The sequence below is a fragment of the Salinarimonas soli genome, from assembly GCF_008386575.1.
Classification (GTDB): Bacteria; Pseudomonadota; Alphaproteobacteria; order Rhizobiales; family Beijerinckiaceae; genus Salinarimonas_A; species Salinarimonas_A soli.
The window spans coordinates 105,525-122,156 of record NZ_VUOA01000018.1; the positions used below are offsets into that span (position 1 = coordinate 105,525).

14 protein-coding genes are annotated in these 16,632 nt (G+C 70.5%); 8 read left to right on the top strand and 6 right to left on the bottom strand.

Features of this window, described 5'->3' with window-relative positions:
• Positions 1 to 17: 17 nt before the first annotated feature.
• The 3 genes from F0L46_RS08705 to F0L46_RS08715 all read left to right on the top strand — a co-directional run bounded on the left by F0L46_RS08705 (position 18) and on the right by F0L46_RS08715 (position 3,857).
• Entirely contained in the window at positions 18 to 1,181 is a 1,164-nt protein-coding gene (locus tag F0L46_RS08705) for a TAXI family TRAP transporter solute-binding subunit (protein ID WP_149816716.1), read from the top strand.
• Positions 1,182 to 1,361: 180 nt separating this feature from the next.
• Positions 1,362 to 2,423 carry a dipeptidase gene (locus F0L46_RS08710; RefSeq protein WP_149816717.1) on the top strand — a complete coding sequence of 354 codons (1,062 nt, stop codon included), beginning with the start codon at positions 1,362 to 1,364 and terminating at the stop codon, positions 2,421 to 2,423.
• A 150-nt stretch (positions 2,424 to 2,573) separates the two neighbouring features.
• A complete protein-coding gene (locus F0L46_RS08715; RefSeq protein WP_149816718.1) occupies positions 2,574 to 3,857 on the top strand; it encodes a hemolysin family protein in 1,284 nt (427 codons plus the stop codon).
• Between the two features lie 2 nt (positions 3,858 to 3,859).
• On the opposite strand, the gene F0L46_RS08720 is transcribed toward F0L46_RS08715, so the two are convergent.
• Complete coding sequence (locus F0L46_RS08720; protein WP_149816720.1) at positions 3,860 to 5,224, bottom strand: aminotransferase-like domain-containing protein; 1,365 nt, start codon at positions 5,222 to 5,224, stop codon at positions 3,860 to 3,862.
• Between the two features lie 77 nt (positions 5,225 to 5,301).
• Between F0L46_RS08720 and F0L46_RS08725 the strand changes: the two genes are divergently transcribed.
• The 3 genes from F0L46_RS08725 (at position 5,302) to F0L46_RS08735 (ending at position 9,291) form a co-directional block, all read left to right on the top strand.
• Positions 5,302 to 6,273: a threonine dehydratase gene (locus F0L46_RS08725; RefSeq protein ID WP_149816721.1), complete on the top strand. Its 972-nt coding sequence runs from the start codon at positions 5,302 to 5,304 to the stop codon at positions 6,271 to 6,273.
• Between the two features lie 165 nt (positions 6,274 to 6,438).
• The gene (locus F0L46_RS08730) at positions 6,439 to 7,476 is read left to right on the top strand and encodes a Fe(3+) ABC transporter substrate-binding protein (RefSeq protein ID WP_149816723.1); all 1,038 of its coding nucleotides are present in this window, start codon (positions 6,439 to 6,441) and stop codon (positions 7,474 to 7,476) included.
• Positions 7,477 to 7,593: 117 nt separating this feature from the next.
• Positions 7,594 to 9,291: an ABC transporter permease gene (locus F0L46_RS08735; protein WP_188311898.1), complete on the top strand. Its 1,698-nt coding sequence runs from the start codon at positions 7,594 to 7,596 to the stop codon at positions 9,289 to 9,291.
• Between the two features lie 40 nt (positions 9,292 to 9,331).
• Here F0L46_RS08735 and F0L46_RS08740 read toward each other — a convergent pair whose 3' ends face one another.
• Positions 9,332 to 10,006, bottom strand: coding sequence for a 3-oxoacid CoA-transferase subunit B (locus F0L46_RS08740; protein ID WP_149816726.1), 675 nt, complete (start codon positions 10,004 to 10,006; stop codon positions 9,332 to 9,334).
• Positions 10,007 to 10,016: 10 nt separating this feature from the next.
• On the bottom strand, positions 10,017 to 10,721 hold the full coding sequence (locus F0L46_RS08745) for a CoA transferase subunit A (RefSeq protein WP_149816728.1): 705 nt from the start codon (positions 10,719 to 10,721) through the stop codon (positions 10,017 to 10,019).
• Between the two features lie 349 nt (positions 10,722 to 11,070).
• Here F0L46_RS08745 and F0L46_RS08750 point away from each other — a divergent pair, with 349 nt between their 5' ends.
• On the top strand, positions 11,071 to 12,939 hold the full coding sequence (locus tag F0L46_RS08750) for an AsmA family protein (RefSeq protein ID WP_149816729.1): 1,869 nt from the start codon (positions 11,071 to 11,073) through the stop codon (positions 12,937 to 12,939).
• A gap of 7 nt (positions 12,940 to 12,946) precedes the next feature.
• On the opposite strand, the gene F0L46_RS08755 is transcribed toward F0L46_RS08750, so the two are convergent.
• The 3 genes from F0L46_RS08755 to F0L46_RS08765 are packed head-to-tail and all read right to left on the bottom strand — an operon-like array spanning position 12,947 to position 15,812.
• The gene (locus F0L46_RS08755; RefSeq protein WP_149816731.1) at positions 12,947 to 13,735 is read right to left on the bottom strand and encodes an ABC transporter permease; all 789 of its coding nucleotides are present in this window, start codon (positions 13,733 to 13,735) and stop codon (positions 12,947 to 12,949) included.
• Positions 13,732 to 14,649, bottom strand: coding sequence for an ABC transporter permease subunit (locus F0L46_RS08760; RefSeq protein WP_149816732.1), 918 nt, complete (start codon positions 14,647 to 14,649; stop codon positions 13,732 to 13,734). The genes F0L46_RS08755 and F0L46_RS08760 overlap by 4 nt, the downstream gene beginning before the upstream one ends.
• Positions 14,646 to 15,812: an ABC transporter ATP-binding protein gene (locus F0L46_RS08765; RefSeq protein ID WP_149816734.1), complete on the bottom strand. Its 1,167-nt coding sequence runs from the start codon at positions 15,810 to 15,812 to the stop codon at positions 14,646 to 14,648. The genes F0L46_RS08760 and F0L46_RS08765 overlap by 4 nt, the downstream gene beginning before the upstream one ends.
• 129 nt (positions 15,813 to 15,941) lie before the next feature.
• Between F0L46_RS08765 and rpe the strand changes: the two genes are divergently transcribed.
• Complete coding sequence (gene rpe / locus F0L46_RS08770; protein WP_149816736.1) at positions 15,942 to 16,619, top strand: ribulose-phosphate 3-epimerase; 678 nt, start codon at positions 15,942 to 15,944, stop codon at positions 16,617 to 16,619.
• The last annotated feature ends 13 nt before the right edge of the window (positions 16,620 to 16,632 follow it).

Consider the following 16,632-nt stretch of genomic DNA (forward strand, 5'->3'; position numbering starts at 1 on the left):
CACACGGAGGAACGCCTATGACCGATCTCACCCGCCGCGCAGCGCTTGGCCTCCTCGGCAGCGCCGCGCTCCTGCCCGGCCGCGCCATGGCGCAGGGGACGAGCGGCCTGCCCGAAACGATCTCCTGGACCGCCTACGACGTCGGCTCCGGCAGCTACAACCAGGGCGTCGCCGTCGGCAACGCGATCAAGACGAAGCTCGGCGCCAACCTGCGCCTCCTGCCCGGGCGCAACGACGTGGCGCGCCTCGTGCCGCTCAAGGCCGGCCAGGCCATGTTCTCGGCGAACGGGGTCGCGGGCGCCTATTTCGCGCAGGAGGGCATGTTCGACTTCAACACGAAGGAGTGGGGCCCCCAGCCCGTGCGCGCCATCATCATGAACAACGGCGACGCGCTCCTCTCCCTCGTCACCGCGAAGGACGCCAAGATCCAGACCTACGCCGACCTCAAGGGCAAGCGGGTGGCCTGGGTGCACGCGGCCGATTCGCTCAACATCGGCACCGAAGCCTGCATGGCTTTCGGCGGCGTGACCTGGAACGACGTGCAGAAGGTCGAATTCCCGGGCTTCGGCACCTCGATGCAGGCGCTCCTCGCCGGCCGGGTCGACGCCGCCTTCGCCTCGTCGATCTCGGGGCCGCTCTACCAGCTCGAGTCCTCGCCCCGCGGCATCCACTTTCCGCCCATGCCGCACGGGGACAAGGAGGGTTGGGACCGCCTGCACAAGAAGGCGCCCTACTTCGTGCGCGCCATGGGCCGCGAGGGCGCCGGGATCACGACGGACAAGCCCGTCGAGGCCGGGTCCTACCCGTTCCCGATCCTCATGACCCTCGGCGGCATCGCCGACCCCGTGGCCTACGGCATGGCCAAGGCGATGGTCGAGCTCTTCCCCGATTACAAGGACGCGGCGCCCGGCAATACGGGATGGGACATCAAGCGGCAGGAATTCTCCTGGGTGGTGCCCTACCACGAGGGCGCGGTGCGCTACTTCAAGGAGATCAAGGCCTGGACCGATGCGCACGAGGCCAACAACCAGACGCTGATCAAGCGCCAGGGCGTGCTGATGGACGCCTGGAAGGCCTTCGCCGCCTCCGCTCCCGCCGACGAGGCCGCGTTCAAGACGGGTTGGACGAAGGCGCGCGCCGACGCGCTGCAGGCGGCCGGCATGGAGCCGGTCTGGAGCTAGGCCCGCCGCTCCGGCGGCGCCTGTCGCCCCGGGGTGACCAAGGGATATGGGCCAACCCTGTTCCGTCATGGTCGGCCCACGGCCGGCCATGACACCGGGCGAGGCGTCGGGTAAACCCTCCGGCAGCGATATCCACCCCGGTCCCTCTCCTGCCTGGGAGAGGGGGGAGCCCACGATTCGATGCCCGCACCTCTCCCCATCTTCGACGGCCACAACGACCTCCTGCTGCGCCTCTACCGCAAGGACCCGGCGCATGCCGTGCGCATCTTCCTCGAGGGCGACGGGGCTGGGCATCTCGACCTGCCGCGGATGCGCCGCGGCGGCTTCGCAGGCGGATTCTTCGCGATCTTCGTGCCCGAGCCGGACGACGATCCGCGCGCCGACGACCGGATGGTCAACGCAGCCTACGACCTGCCCCTGCCAACGCCCCTGGAGCGCTCCTACGCCCAAGGTGCGACGCTCACCATGGCGGCGATCCTCCTCCAGGTGGAGCGCGAGTCGCGCGGCGCGGTGCGGATCTGCCGCGCGCCGGCCGATCTCGACGCCTGCCGCGACAGCGGCGCGCTCGCCGCCATCCTCCATGTCGAGGGCGCGGAGGCCATCGATCCGAACCTCCACATGCTCGAGGTGCTCCACGCGGCGGGACTGCGCTCGCTCGGCCCGGTCTGGAGCCGCAACAACATCTTCGGCAACGGCGTGCCGTTCCGCTTCCCGAGCACGGGCGACATCGGCCCGGGCCTCACCGATCACGGCCGGGCGCTGGTGCGCCGCTGCAACCGGCTCGGCATCATGGTGGACCTCTCGCACCTCACGGAGGCCGGCTTCTGGGACGTGGCGCGGATCTCCGACGCGCCCCTCGTGGCGACCCATTCCAACGCGCACGCGGTCAGCCCCCATTCGCGCAACCTGACCGACCGCCAGCTCGACGCCATCGCCGAGAGCCGGGGCATGGTCGGCGTCAACTTCGCCACGAGCTTCATCCGCCCCGACGGGCGCAAGGACGCCAGGACGTCCCTCGACGAGCTGCTGCGCCATTTCGACCATCTCATCGAGCGTCTCGGCGTCGACGGCGTGGGGCTCGGCTCCGACTTCGACGGCGCGACCGTGCCGCAGGCGATCGGCGACGTGACGGGCCTGCCGCGCCTCGTCGACGCCATGCGCCGCCACGGCTACGACGACGCCACCGTGCGCAAGCTGGCCTACGAGAACTGGGTGGGGCTCCTCAAGCGGACCTGGGCCTGAGGCTCGCACTCGCCGACCCGGGACGGCGCGCGCCTGCGTGAAACCGGCCTTGGGCGCTTGCGCCTCTTTGACCTCCGGGCATCCGCCCACATATGGTGAGCACCCGACACCGGAGAGGAAGGGCGCCCCGCACGGTGCGCCCTCGTATCTGTGACCGAGCTCATCATTGCGCTGGCCCTGATCGGGCTCAACGGGCTTTTCGCATTGTCCGAACTCGCGATCGTCTCGGCCCGAAAGCCGAGGCTTCGGACGATGGCCGAGGGGGGCCGCTCGGGCGCGGCGGCGGCGCTGGCGCTCGCCGAGGATCCAGGGCGTTTCCTGTCGACGGTCCAAATCGGCATCACGTTGATCGGCATCCTGGCGGGTGCCTTCTCGGGCGCCGCCCTGAGCCGGCGCCTCGACGCGATCCTCGAGGCCTACGGGGTGCCGGTGAGCGTCTCCGAGCCGCTGGCCTATGTTCTCGTGATCGGGGCCATCACCTACCTCTCCGTGATCATCGGCGAGCTCGTCCCCAAGAACCTCGCGCTCAGGAACGCCGAGGGGATCGCCTGCGCGGTCGCGCCGCTCATGACGCTCGTCTCGCGCGTCGCCGGCCCGGTCGTATGGGTGCTGGACGCCTCCACGAAGCTCATCTTCCGCATGTTTCGCGTCAACACCGAGCCTGAAGCTCCGGTCACCGAGCAGGATATCAAGACTCTGGTCGCGGAGGCCGAGACGGCAGGGGTCATCGAGACCGACGAGCGCGAGATGATCGCGGGCGTCATGCGGCTCGCCGATCGGGCGGTGCGGGGCATCATGACCCCGCGCACCGACGTCGAGTGGATCGACATCGGCGAGCCGGACGACAGGATCCGCGCGGCGCTTCTGGCGACGAGCCATTCCCGGCTGCCCGTCGCGGACGGCGCGGCCGACAACATGATCGGGATCGTCCAGGTGCGCGAGCTCCTGGCGCCGCTGCTGCGCGGCGACGAGCCGAACCTGCGCGCGCTGGTGCGCCCCGCGCTCGTCATCCCCGACACGGTCGACGCCCTCGACGCCCTGGCGGAGCTGCGGGGAGCCGCCGTTCCGATGGCGCTCGTCCATGACGAGTACGGGCATTTCGAGGGCATCGTCACCCCAGCCGACATTCTCGACGCCATCGCGGGCGCCTTCCGCTCCGACGCGCCCGACGCGAGCGAGCCCGAGGCGGTGCGGCGCGAGGACGGGTCCTGGCTTCTCGCCGGCTGGATGCCCGCCGACGAGATGGCGGACAAGCTCAACATCCCCCTGCCCGAGCACCGGGATTACGAGACCGTGGCGGGGCTGGTGCTCAGCGCCTTCGAGCGCATGCCCCTCACGGGCGAGGTGGTCGAGGCGCATGGCTGGCGCTTCGAGGTCGCGGACCTCGACGGCCGGCGGATCGACAAGGTGCTCGCAAGCCGCGTCGCGGCCTGACCTCAGCCGTCGCGCCGACCGAACGCCTCAAGTCCCGCGAGCCGTTCCAGCCCCTCCTTCAGCCGCGCCCGCGACGGCGTACCGGCAAGGCACAGCCGCACATGATCGGTGCCGCCCCGTCCCACGGCGAAGACGCCGCCCGGGACCACCTCGACGCCGAGCGCGGATGCTGCCGCGGCCGCCCCGTCCGCCTCGCCGGACACTGGCCACCAGAGATGAGGACCCGGCGCTCCGATCCGCCGTCCGCGCCCGAGCGTCGAGAACGCCAGGCGATGGCGGGTGGCCACCTCCTCGCGCTGGCGGCGCACGAGGCTGTCGGCCTCGCCGCTCTCGATGAGGGAGACGGCGAGGGCCGAGACGAGGGGCGACACCCCCCACGCGGTCAGGTGGATGTCGCGGGCGAGCTCCGGCAGGATCGGGTGGCCACCCGTGAGCCAGCCGAAGCGCAGGCCCGGCGCCACGGATTTCGACAGGCTGGAGGCGATCACAGCGCGCTCCCAGCACCCTGCCGCGACCGTCCCCTCGTCCACGAGCGGGCCGTAGACGTCGTCCTCGACGAGGGCGAGCCCCGCCGCGCGGATCACCTCGGCCAGGGCGCGGCGGCGGTTCGCGCCCATGACGGCCCCCGTGGGATTTTGGAGCGCCGGGACGAGGACGACGACGCGGGCGCTCGTGGCACGCGCGGCCCGCAGCAATCCCTCCGGCTCGACGCCCTCGCCGTCGAGCGGTACGGGGTGGAGGCGCAGGCCGAGCGAACGCGCGGCGGCCTTCACGCCCGGCGCGGCGAGCGCCTCGCACAGGACGTCTCCGCCCCGGCCGGCAAGGCCGAGCAGCGCCACGGTGAGCGCCTGCTGGGCGCCAGCACAGGCCACGATCTCGGCGGACCGCAGCCGGAGCGAGCGCCGCTCCATGAAGCGGGCGATGGCAAGGCGGGCGCGCGCAAGATCGCCCGCGCCAGGATAGAGGCCGGCGCGACGCAGCACGTCCGCGGGCAGCATCCGCAGATGCGCCTCGATCGCCTCGCCCGCGAGGTCCGCCGGCACGTTGGTCGAGAGGTCGATCCGCTCAGACGGATCGAGGCGCCCCAGCGCGAACAGCTCGGCCTCCCGGCTCTCGGCGAGGACGAAGGTGCCGCGCCCGACCTCCCCGCTGACAAGGCGGCGCCGGGTCGCCTCGCGGTAGGCCTCCGTCACGGTCGAGATCGTCAGCCCGAGGTCGAAGGCGAGCGCGCGATGGGTCGGCAGGCGATCCCCTGGCTTAAGGCGCCCGTCCGCGATCGCGCCGGCGATGGCCTCGGCCACCGCCTTGAAGAGCGGGAGCCGCCGTTCGCGGGCGAGCGCGTCGATGTCCGGGCGGTGCAGCAACATTGTGACCCAGACAATACTTTGATTGACCAGGACAATCAACGTGACCACCCTGGGGTCACCGTCCTAACGGAGGCCCGATGTTCTCCCGACCCGACCTCGACTGCGCCGCCACCCTGATCCACGCGATCATGCCGCCGACTCCGCAATATGCCTGGCCGCTGCTGCGCCGCCGCTACGGCGTGGAGATCGTGGTGAAGCACGAGAACCACACGCCGACGGGAGCTTTCAAGGTGCGGGGCGGAATCGTCTACATGGACCGGCTCGTTCGCGAGCGGCCGCAGGTGCGCGGCGTCGTGAGCGCGACGCGGGGCAACCATGGCCAGAGCCTCGCCTTCGCGGGCGAGCGCTTCGGCGTGCCGGTCACCATCGTCGTGCCCCAGGGGAACGCGGCGGAGAAGAACGAAGCCATGCGGGGCTTCGGCGCCGAGCTCATCGAGGCGGGCGCCGATTTCGACGAGGCCAAGGCGATCGCGGCGGGGCTCGCCGCGGAGCGCGGTCTCGAATACGCGCCGCCCTTCCACGAGGACTTGGTGCTTGGGGTTGCGACCTACGGTCTCGAGCTGTTCCAGGCCCATCCGGATCTCGACACCGTCTATGTCCCCATCGGCGGCGGCTCGGGCATCTGCGGGCTGATCCGGGCCCGCGATCTCCTGGGACTCAAGACACGCATCGTCGGCGTCGTCTCCGAGCGGTTCGATGCCTATGCGCGCTCCTTTGAATGCGGCGCGATCGTCTCCACCGACGCCGCCTTCACCTTCGCCGACGGCATGGCGGTGCGTTGCCCGGTGCCGGCCTCCTTCGACGTGATCCGCGCGGGCGCCGAGCGGATCGTGCGGGTGTGCGATCCGTCCATCGCCGCGGCGATCCGCGTGCTGCACGAGGACACGCACAATCTGGCTGAGGGTGCGGGCGCGGCCTCCCTCGCGGCGCTCGCCGCCGAGAGCGAATCTATGCGCGGCCGCAAGGTTGGCGTGATCCTGTGCGGCGGCAACATCGACCGGGCCTGGGCGGCCCGGATCCTCGCGGGCGAGCTGCCGATGGCGGCCTGAGGCGTGCGCAGTCTAGAGGGATTGTAAGGAACAGGCTCTTTAGAACCGTTTTAAGTTATTGATCCATATGCGTTTTTTGTTGACGGGCGAAGCCGGGCCGCGTCATAGCTCCGTCGTTCCAAGCCACGGAGGCCTTGACCCTCCGCTGGACGAGAGAGGATCGACATGCCCAACGCTTCCTTCGTGCGTCGCTCGCTTCTGGCCGCCCTCGCCGGCTGCGCCATGCTCGGCGCCGCCGCGCCCGCATCGGCCCAAGGGGTCGTCAACGTCTACACGAACCGCGAGCCCGGGCTCTACTCGGCGACCCTCGACGAGTTCACGAAGGCCACGGGCATCAAGGTCAACGCCATCTTCTCCGAGCAGGGCCTTGCCGAGCGCATCCGTGCCGAGGGCGCGAACAGCCCCGCCGACGTGCTGATCACCGTCGATATCGGCCGGCTGCAGGAGGCCGTGGACCTGGGCATCGCCCAGCCGCTCCAGTCCAAGGAGCTGCAGCAGAACATTCCGGCGCAGTTCCGCGATCCGGACGGCCTGTGGCACGCCCTTAGCCTCCGCGCCCGCACCGTCTACGCCTCGAAGGACCGGGTGACCGACAAGGCGATCACCTATGAAGGCCTCGCCGACCCGAAGTGGAAGGGCAAGATCTGCACCCGCTCCTTCCAGCACCAGTACAACATCGCGCTTGTCGCGGCCTTCATCGTGAAGCACGGCGAGGCCAAGACGGAGGAGTGGCTGCGCGGCGTGAAGGCGAACCTCGCCAAGCGCCCCTCTGGCGGCGACCGCGACGTGGCCAAGGACATCCTGGCGGGCGTCTGCGACATCGGCCTGGGCAACCAGTACTATGTCGGCCTCATGCGCGAGGGCCAGAACGCCGACCAGAAGAAGTGGGGCGAGGCGATCAACGTGATCCTGCCCACCTTCGAGAACGGCGGCACGCACATCAACGTGTCGGGCGCGGTGCTCACCAAGAACGCGCCGAACCGCGAGAACGCGGTCAAGCTCATCGAGTACATGACCACCCCGGAGGCCCAGCGGGTCTTCGCCGACATAAACTATGAGTACCCGGTGCGCCCCGGCATCCCGGTCAACAAGCTCGTGGCCTCCTTCGGAGACCTGAAGCCTGACTCGATGACCGTCGCCGAGCTGGCGAAGATGCGCGGCAAGGCAGCCGAGCTCGTCGATAAGGTCGGCGTCGACCGCTGACCCGCATCGCCCCCGCCCCGACCGGGGCGGGGATCCACGCAGGCCGCCATGCACCGGCCCATCGAGACCTCTCCCCGCGCCCCGGGGAGAGGTGAACGCGTTTCCGGCGTCGCCCACATGATCAGCACAGCGCTCACCCGGCCTCGCATCTGGCGCACCACCCTCCCCCGCGGCGTTCCGGCCTGGGCCGTCGCCGTGGCGGTCGCGGTCGCAGGGCTCGTAGTCGCGCCCCTCGTCTCCCTCGTGCTGACGGCCCTCTCGGCCGATCTCAGCGGCTGGGCGCGGCTTGCCGCGGACGTGCTGCCCGTGGCGCTCATGGAGACCGCGAGCCTGCTCCTCGGCGTCGCCGTCGTCACCGGCGTCGTCGGCATCGGGACTGCCTGGCTCGTCACGGCTCATTGCTTCCCCGGCCGCAGGGTCCTGGCCTGGCTCCTGCCCCTGCCGCTCGCCGTCCCGGCCTACATCACGGCCTATATCTACGTGGAGATCTTCGACGCCGCCGGGCCGGTCCAGATGGCGCTGCGCGGATGGCTCGGGTTCCGCTCGCGGGGCGAGTACTGGTTCCCGGAGATCCGATCGCTCGGCGGCTGCATCCTCGTGATGTCGGCGGTGCTCTACCCTTACGTCTATCTCAGCGCGCGGGCGATGTTCCTCACCCAGAGCGCCTGCATGATGGAGGTGGCGCGCACCCTCGGCGCGGGCCGTTTCGAGCTGTTTCGCACCGTGGCGCTTCCCCTCGCCCGCCCCGCCCTCGCGGTCGGGCTTTCGCTCGCGCTCCTGGAGGCGCTGAACGACATCGGCGCCAGCGAATATCTAGGCGTGCGCACCCTCACCGTGTCGATCTACACGACCTGGCTCAACCGGGGCTCGCTCGGCGGCGCGGCTCAGATCGCCTGCGTGATGCTCGTCGTGGTGCTGGGGCTCATCTGGCTGGAGCGGCACGGGCGCGCCGACCGCCGCTACGGGCTCTCCACCCGGCGCCCGCGGGTCGCGCAGCCGACCCCGCTCACCCCCGGCGGCGGCCTCCTCGCGGCCCTCGCCTGCGCCATCCCGGTGGCGCTCGGCTTCGGCCTCCCCTTCGGCTTTCTCGTGCGCGAGATCATGTCGCGCGGGCTCGTGGCGCAGATCGACGCCGCGTTCCTCCGTCACCTCGGCACCACCGTCGGCCTTGCCTTCGCCGCGACCCTGGCGGCGCTCGCGCTCGCCGTCGTCGTGGTGACAGCCGCACGATTCGCGCGCCACCGGCTCACCGAAGCTACGCGGGCCATCGCGGGGGTCGGCTACGCGGTGCCCGGGACCGTGCTGGCGCTCGGGCTCCTGGGGCCCCTCGTCACCTTCGACGAGGGCCTCAACGCCGTGTGGCGCTGGGCGACGGGCGGGCGGTTGGGGCTCGTCGTCATGGGCTCCGCGGCGGGCCTCGTGATCGCCTATGTCATCCGCTTCCTGCCCATCGCCACGGGATCGCTCGGCGCCGGCCTCGACCGGGTCTCGGCGGGGATCGAGGACGCCGCCCGGACGCTGGGCGCGCGGCCGCGCGAGCTTGTGATGCGGGTGCAGCTGCCGCTCCTGCGGCCGGCTCTGGCGAGCGCGGGCCTCCTGGTGTTCGTCGACACCCTCAAGGAGCTGCCCGCCACGCTGCTCTTGCGCCCGCTCAACGTCGAGACCCTCGCGACGCTCGTCTACGGGCACGCCTCCCGGGGCGCATTCGAGGACGGGGCGCTCGCCGCGATGGTGATCGTGCTCGTGGGCCTCTGGCCCGTCATGCGCCTCACGCGGGGCGCGGAGGCTCGGATGCGCGCGGCACCCGCGGGCTGAAGCCCTCCCCCGCACCGGCCGGGAGAGGGCACCGGCCGGTTCAGGCCGCGGCGCTCTGCGCGAGATCGACGCGGAACTCGGCGTCTGTCTTGGCCTTGATCTCGTCGAGCGACACGCCGGGCGCCAGCTCGACGAGCGCCATCCCGCCGTCGCCCCGCTTGTCGACGGTGAAGACCCCGAGATCCGTCACCACGAGGTCCACGACGCGAGCGCCCGTGAGCGGAAGCGAGCAGCTCTTGAGGAGCTTCGGCGCCTCGCTGCCGTCCTTGTTCTTCGCCACGTGCTCCATCACCACGACGACGCGCTTGACGCCCGCCACGAGGTCCATGGCGCCGCCCATGCCCTTCACCATCTTGCCGGGGATCATCCAGTTGGCGAGGTCGCCGTTGCTCGCCACCTGCATGGCACCGAGGATCGACAGGTCGATGTGCCCGCCGCGGATCATCGCGAAGGAATCCGCCGAGGAGAAGAAGCTGGAGGTCGGCAGCTGGGTGATGGTCTGCTTGCCGGCGTTGATGAGATCCGGATCCTCCTCGCCCTCATAGGGGAAGGGGCCCATCCCGAGCATGCCGTTCTCGGACTGCAGCTGCACCGAGATGCCGGGCGGGATGTAGTTCGACACCAGCGTCGGGATGCCGATGCCGAGATTGACGTAGAAGCCGTCCTTCAATTCCTTGGCGGCGCGGGCCGCCATGTCGTCACGGGTCCAGGGCATGGGTGCCTCCTCAGGCCGCGCGCTTGCGGGTGGTGCGGTTTTCGATGTGCTTCTTCGTGTCGGCGACATGGATCATGCGCTTCACGAAAACGCCGGGCGTATGGATGTGATCCGGGTCGATCTCGCCCGGCTCCACGAGGTTCTCGACCTCCGCGATCGTCATGCGGGCCGCGGTGGCCATCATCGGGTTGAAGTTGCGGGCCGTCTTGCGGAACACGAGGTTGCCCTCGGTGTCGCCCGTCCAGGCGTGCACCAGGGAGACGTCGGCGACGATGCCCCGCTCCATGACGTAGAGCTCGCCGTCGAACTCGCGAACCTCCTTGCCCTCGGCGATCATGGTGCCCACGCCCGTCTTGGTGAAGAAGGCGGGGATCCCAGCGCCACCCGCGCGGATGCGCTCGGCGAGCGTGCCCTGGGGGGTGAATTCCAGCTCCAGCTCGCCCGAGAGGTACTGCTTGGCGAAGATCTTGTTCTCGCCCACGTAGGAGCTGATCATCTTGCGGATCTGGCGCGTCTCGAGCAGGAGACCAAGGCCGACCCCGTCGACGCCCGCGTTGTTCGATACCACCGTGAGATCCTTGACGCCCGACTGCCGCACGGCGTCGATCAGCACCTCGGGGATGCCGCACAGGCCGAATCCGCCGGCCATGATCGTCATCCCGTCCTTGAGGACGCCGGCGAGAGCCTCCGTGGCGTCCGCGTAAACCTTCTTCATCGAGCCCCTCCGAACGCGTGCGCGGCATGGCGGGCACGGGGTCGCGCCGCAGGCCGCGAGGTCCCACGTGACTTCCCCGGCGGAACGGGGATTGTCAAGATCGCGCACGCGCGAGCGGGCTGGGGATGGGTGCCCGGTCCGCCGCACGAATGCCGTGTTTGTAGCGTCTTGGAGGAGCCGAACCAGCGGCAAGGGCCGCGGATCATGCGTCCGCGCTGCCGCCGGTCAACGGGGGCTCGCTGGACGAGAAGGCCGTCAGCCGCCGAGGACTCCGCCCGCGGAGGCCCTTCGCCCGTTTCAGTTTCCGGGGCTCTCGTCCGAGCGGCCCCCTTCCGGACGAAACCGCTCGATGAACCGTCGCTTCCTCCCGTTCGTTCTCGCCCTGGGCCTCGGTGCCCTCGGCATCGCCCTCGCGCCCTGGACCGTGTCCACGAGCGCCATGGTGGAGCGCATCGACGGGCAGATCCAGGACCTGTTTGGGCTCGACCTCGACGTGAAGGGACGCAGCACCATCGCGTTCCTGCCGGTGCCCCGCGTGAAATTCGAGGATTTCAGCCTTAAGACCCTGGACGGCGCGCCCGTGATCGAAGGCGGCCTCCTTCGCGGCGAGCTGCGGGTGCTGCCGCTCTTGTTCGGGCGCCTCGAGCTCGCCGAGGTGTCTATCACCTATTCCAAGATCCGCGTCGAGCTGGACGCCGAGGGCGCAAGCCCGTGGTCCAAGCCGATCGCCGGGCTGAAGCGCATGGTTGAGCGCGGGCGTTTCGTGGGCCGCTCCCCCGTCGAGCGGCTCGTCGTCAACCAGTCGAGCCTCACGGCGCGCGACGCGCGCACGGGCTCGACGAGCACCTTCGACGACATCAACCTGCTCCTCAGCTGGCCGTCGGCCGACAGCGCGTTCGACATGGGCGGCACCTTCCGCTGGCGCGGTGAGCTCGTCACGGTCGCGATCGCGGACGTCAATCCGCATCTGCTCATGGCCGGGCGCACGAGCGAGCTGTCGGCGCGCGTGAGCGGACCAGGAGCCCGGCTCGTGCTCACGGGAACGGCCCGGGGCGGCACGGACGTTCGCGTGACCGGCCAGTCCAGCCTGGAGATCAAGTCGGCTCGAGACTTCGCACGCTGGAGCGGCGCTGAGCTGCCGCTCGCTCCCATGGTCGATCTGTTCGGCCTCGAGGGCGCCTTCGACGCCCGGCGCGAGTCGGTGTCGTGGCGCGAGGTTCGCGTCACGCTCGGCCCAGACACCCTCGACGGCGCGCTCGTGGCACGGCTCGACAAAGGGCGGCTCGCGCTGAACGGGACGCTCGCGGCCGAGCGCCTCGATCTGACGCCCTTCGTCGCGCCTCTCGTCCAGGCCCAAACTGCGTCCGGCCCCTGGAGCGGCGACGACCTGAGCCTCGATGCGCAGACGCGGGCCGATCTCGACTTGAGGGTCTCGGCCACGGCGGCGCGCGCGGGGGCGCTCCGCCTGGAGGATCTGGCGCTCAGCGTTCAGGTGAAGGCCGGACGCATCGAGGCGTCGCTTGGCCGCTCCACCCTCAACCGAGGGTCCGTGCGGGCTCGCCTCGCCCTCCTGTCGACGCCGCAGGGCGTCGACCTCAAGACGCAGGGCACCTTCGAGCGCGTCGACATCGCCGGCCTGATGAGCGACATCGGCCAGGGACGCTGGATGTCCGGGACGGCGCAGGGCCAGTTCAACCTCGACGGTCTCGGGCCCTCGCCGGCCGAGCTCGTGTCCTCCCTGCACGGGCGCGCCGCCATGAACGTGCGGGCGGGCGAGCTCATCGGGATCGGCGTGCCCGAGGCGCTGCGCCGGGTCGAGCGCCGGCCCCTCTCGCTCGACTGGCGCAACGGGCGCACCCCCTTCGACCAGCTCGGCGTCCAGCTCGCCGTCGCGAACGGCGTTGCCCTGGTGACCGAGGGCACCCTGTCGAGCCCCGCCGTGCGCGGCACCATCCAGGGCCGCCTCTCCATGGTGGATCGTATGGTCGCGGCGCGCGCCCTGTTCGAGGGCGTTCCGGCGCCTGCGGTCGCGGCCTCGGCCTCGCTGCCGCCCGCGCTCGCCTTCGATCTCGTGGGGCCGTGGACGGACGTCGCCGTGGTGCCCGACGCCAAGGCGCTCATCGAGCGCTCGGGCGCGGCACGCTCGCTTCTGCCCGAGATCCGGATCCACCCGGACGGTCACGACGCCATGCGCCAGCGCGAATCCGCGGCGCAGTGACGGGCGCTCAGCGGGCGGCCCGCCGCTTCGTGACGAGGGCAGCCGTGAGCAGGGCCAGGGTGACAAGGCCGATGAGGATCGTCGAGGCCGCGTTGATCTCCGGCGTCACCCCGAGACGGACCTGGCTGTAGATCCGCATCGGCAGCGTCGTCGCGCCCGGTCCCGAGGTGAAGCTCGCGATGACGAGATCGTCGAGGGACAGGGTGAAGGCGAGCAGGAACCCCGCCACCACCGCGGGCGCGATCAGCGGCAGGGTCACGGTGAAGAATGCCCGCAGCGGCGTGGCGCCGAGATCCTGCGCGGCCTCCTCCAGGGAACGGTCGAACGCGACGAGGCGCGACTGCACAATCACGGCCACGAAGCAGAGCGTGAAGGTGGTGTGGGCCAGCATGATGGTCCAGAACCCGCGGTCGAGGCCGATCGCCACGAACAGCAGCAGCAGGGCGAGCCCCGTGATCACCTCGGGCATCACCATCGGGGCGTAGACGAGACCCGTGAACAGGGTGCGCCCGCGAAAGCGCCCATACCGGGTGAGCGCGACGGCCGCGAGCGTTCCAAGGACGGTGGCGAGGGCGGCCGAAACGAACGCGATGCGCACCGTCACCCAGGCGGCGTCCATGAGCGGCTGGTTTTGCAGGAGCGCGCCGTACCAGCGGGTCGAGAAGCCGCCCCAGACGGTGACGAGGCGCGAGTCGTTGAACGAGAAGATCACGAGGATCAGCATCGGCAGGTAGAGGAACGCGAAGCCGAGCGCGAGCGACGTGACGTTGAACCAGGTCAGGCGCCCTCCCCTCATCGCCCCGCCTCCAGGCGCCGGGCCTCCGCCTCGCGGTAGATCACGATGGGAACGACCAGCACCACGAGAAGGACGATGGCCACCGCCGAGGCGAGCGGCCAGTCGCGGTTGGAGAAGAACTCGCTCCACAGGGTGCGCCCGATCATCAGGGTCTCCGAGCCACCCAGGAGATCCGGCACCACGAACTCGCCGACCATGGGAATGAAGCACAGGAGGGAGCCCGCCACGACGCCCGGCAGCGAGAGCGGCACCGTGACGGTCCAGAAGGCGCGCCGGGGGGTCGAGCCGAGATCGAGCGCCGCCTCGACGAGAGTCGGATCCTGCCGCTCCAGGCTGGCGTAAAGCGGCAGCACCATGAAGGGCAGGTAGGCATAGACCAGGCCGATCAGCACGGCCGTCTCGGTGTTGAGAAGCTGGAGAGGCCGGCTGATGATTCCGAGGCCGATCAGCGCCGCGTCGAGGAAGCCATCGGGGCGCAGGATGCCGATCCAGGCATAGATGCGGATGAGGAAGCTCGTCCAGAACGGCAGAATGACGAGGCCGACGAGGACGGACCGCCAGCGCGCGGGCGCCCGCGCCATGGCGTAGGCGAGCGGGTAGCCCACCGCGAGGAGCAGGCCCGTGCCGACGAGGGCGATGCGCAGGGACGAGAGCAGCGCGTCGAGATAGAGCGGATCGCCCGATAGCGTCACGAAGCTCTCGAGATCGAGGCCGGCGATGAACGCGGACAAGCCCTCCCAGCCGCCCGCCCAGTCGAGAACCGGCCGGTAGGGCGGCTGCGCGCTCGCCGGGTCCGAGAGGCTGATCTTCAGGACGATCAGGAACGGCACCAGGAAGAATGCGACGAGCCATAGGAAGGGCACCGCCGGCACAAGGCGCGCGAACAGGCGGGAGGGCCGGGGCGGCACGGTCAGGCCGTCAGGATCACGCCCGCGTCGGGCGCGAAGGAGACGTGGACGCGATCCTCCCAGCCGACCGGCTGCTCGACGAAGCGTGAGGCGTTGGCGCGCGACAGGCGGATCAGCTCACCCGACGGGAGGCGGATCCGGTAGACCGTCCAGTCGCCAAGATAGCCGATGTCCCAGACCTCGCCCGCGAGCACGTTGGCGGTCGCCGCCGCCGGGGGCGTCTCGTGGAGCCTGATCTTCTCCGGGCGGACGGCGACGGCCACGCGGGTGCCGGTGGCGAGGCTCTCGTCGGGATCGTCGATCACGAGGGGCTCGGACGAGAGGGGGCTGCGGATCATCCAGAGGCCGGCTTCCGTCCGGCCCGCGACCTCACCCTCCAGGATGTTCACGTCGCCGACGAACTCCGCAATGAACCGGGTGCGAGGCTGCTCGTAGATCTCGCCCGGCGTCGCGACCTGGACGATACGGCCATGGTCCATGACCGCGATGCGGTGGGCCATGGTCATCGCCTCCTCCTGATCGTGGGTCACCACCACGAAGGTGGTGCCGAGGCGCTCCTGGAGGTCGATGAGCTCGAACTGGGTCTCCTCCCGCAGCTTCTTGTCGAGGGCGCCAAGGGGTTCGTCGAGGAGCAGGACGCGCGGGCGCTTGGCCAGAGCGCGGGCGAGCGCCACCCGCTGGCGCTGACCGCCCGACAGCTGATCCGGCCGCCGCCGCGCCATGGGCTCCAGCTTCACGAGCCGCAGCATCTCGGCGACACGCGCGGCGATCTCGCCCCGGGGCAGTCGCTCCTGCTTGAGGCCGTAGGCGATGTTGTCCTCCACGCTCATATGCGGGAAGAGCGCGTAGGACTGGAACATCATGTTGACTGGCCGGCGGTACGGCGGCACCCCAGCGAGGTCGCGCCCGTCGAGCGTCACGCGCCCGGCCGTGGGCTCCTCGAATCCTGCCAGCATGCGCATGAGGGTGCTCTTGCCGCAGCCCGAGGGCCCGAGCAGGCAGAAGAACTCGCGCTCGTAGACGGACAGCGTCAGGTCGTCGACCGCGACGGCCTCGCCGAACCGCTTCGTCACGCCCTCGAACCGGATCAGGGGCACCGCAGCCGGATCGCTCCATGGCGCGAACGAGCGCCGGACGGCGCCTATGGAAGCACGAGCGGATCTGGTCACGAGCGGAGAGGGCCTGGTGGGGTCGTCGGCGGCCGGACAATAGGGCGGCGGACACCGAGCGACAACGAGAACGATCGCGGGTCCCCGCCGAGATTGCTCCTGCCCCGCCCGTCATGCTACCGGCCCGCCATGACCCGCCCCATCCTCATCGCCCCCTCGATCCTCTCGGCCGATTTCGCCCGGCTCGGCGAGGAGGTCCGTGCCGTCGACGAGGCCGGCGCGGACTGGATCCACATCGACGTGATGGACGGGCACTTCGTGCCGAACCTCACCTTCGGCCCGCCCGTGATCCAGGCCATCCGGCCGCACACGGGCAAGGTCTTCGACGTCCACCTCATGATCGCCCCCGCCGATCCGTACCTGGAGGCCTTCGCCAAGGCGGGCGCCGACGTGATCACGGTCCACGCGGAAGCCGGCCCCCACCTGCACCGCTCGCTCCAGGCGATCCGGGCCATGGGCAAGAAGGCGGGCGTGGCGATCAATCCCGGCACGCCGGCCGCCGTGGTCGAGCCCGTCCTCGACATGGCCGACCTCGTCCTGTGCATGACGGTGAACCCCGGCTTCGGCGGCCAGGCCTTCATCGGCTCGGCGTGCGAGACCATCGCCCGCGTCCGCGCGATGATCGGCCCCCGCCCGATCCGCCTGGAGGTCGACGGGGGCGTGACGCCCGAGACCGCCCCGCTGGTGGCCCGCGCCGGCGCCGACGTGCTCGTGGCGGGATCCGCCGTGTTCAAGGGCGGCACCTATCACGCCAACATGGCCGCCATCCGCGCCGCCGCCGAGGCCGCGACGGGAACGCTCGTTTAGGGACGCCCGGGCT

Coding starts and splice junctions, on each gene's coding strand:
- F0L46_RS08705 (WP_149816716.1), top strand. CDS start 18: ATGACCGATCTCACCCGCCGCGCAGCGCTTGGCCTCCTCGGCAGCGCC.
- F0L46_RS08710 (WP_149816717.1), top strand. CDS start 1,362: ATGCCCGCACCTCTCCCCATCTTCGACGGCCACAACGACCTCCTGCTG.
- F0L46_RS08720 (WP_149816720.1), bottom strand. CDS start 5,224: ATGTTGCTGCACCGCCCGGACATCGACGCGCTCGCCCGCGAACGGCGG.
- F0L46_RS08725 (WP_149816721.1), top strand. CDS start 5,302: ATGTTCTCCCGACCCGACCTCGACTGCGCCGCCACCCTGATCCACGCG.
- F0L46_RS08730 (WP_149816723.1), top strand. CDS start 6,439: ATGCCCAACGCTTCCTTCGTGCGTCGCTCGCTTCTGGCCGCCCTCGCC.
- F0L46_RS08735 (WP_188311898.1), top strand. CDS start 7,594: ATGATCAGCACAGCGCTCACCCGGCCTCGCATCTGGCGCACCACCCTC.
- F0L46_RS08740 (WP_149816726.1), bottom strand. CDS start 10,006: ATGCCCTGGACCCGTGACGACATGGCGGCCCGCGCCGCCAAGGAATTG.
- F0L46_RS08745 (WP_149816728.1), bottom strand. CDS start 10,721: ATGAAGAAGGTTTACGCGGACGCCACGGAGGCTCTCGCCGGCGTCCTC.
- F0L46_RS08750 (WP_149816729.1), top strand. CDS start 11,071: ATGAACCGTCGCTTCCTCCCGTTCGTTCTCGCCCTGGGCCTCGGTGCC.
- F0L46_RS08755 (WP_149816731.1), bottom strand. CDS start 13,735: ATGAGGGGAGGGCGCCTGACCTGGTTCAACGTCACGTCGCTCGCGCTC.
- rpe (WP_149816736.1), top strand. CDS start 15,942: ATGACCCGCCCCATCCTCATCGCCCCCTCGATCCTCTCGGCCGATTTC.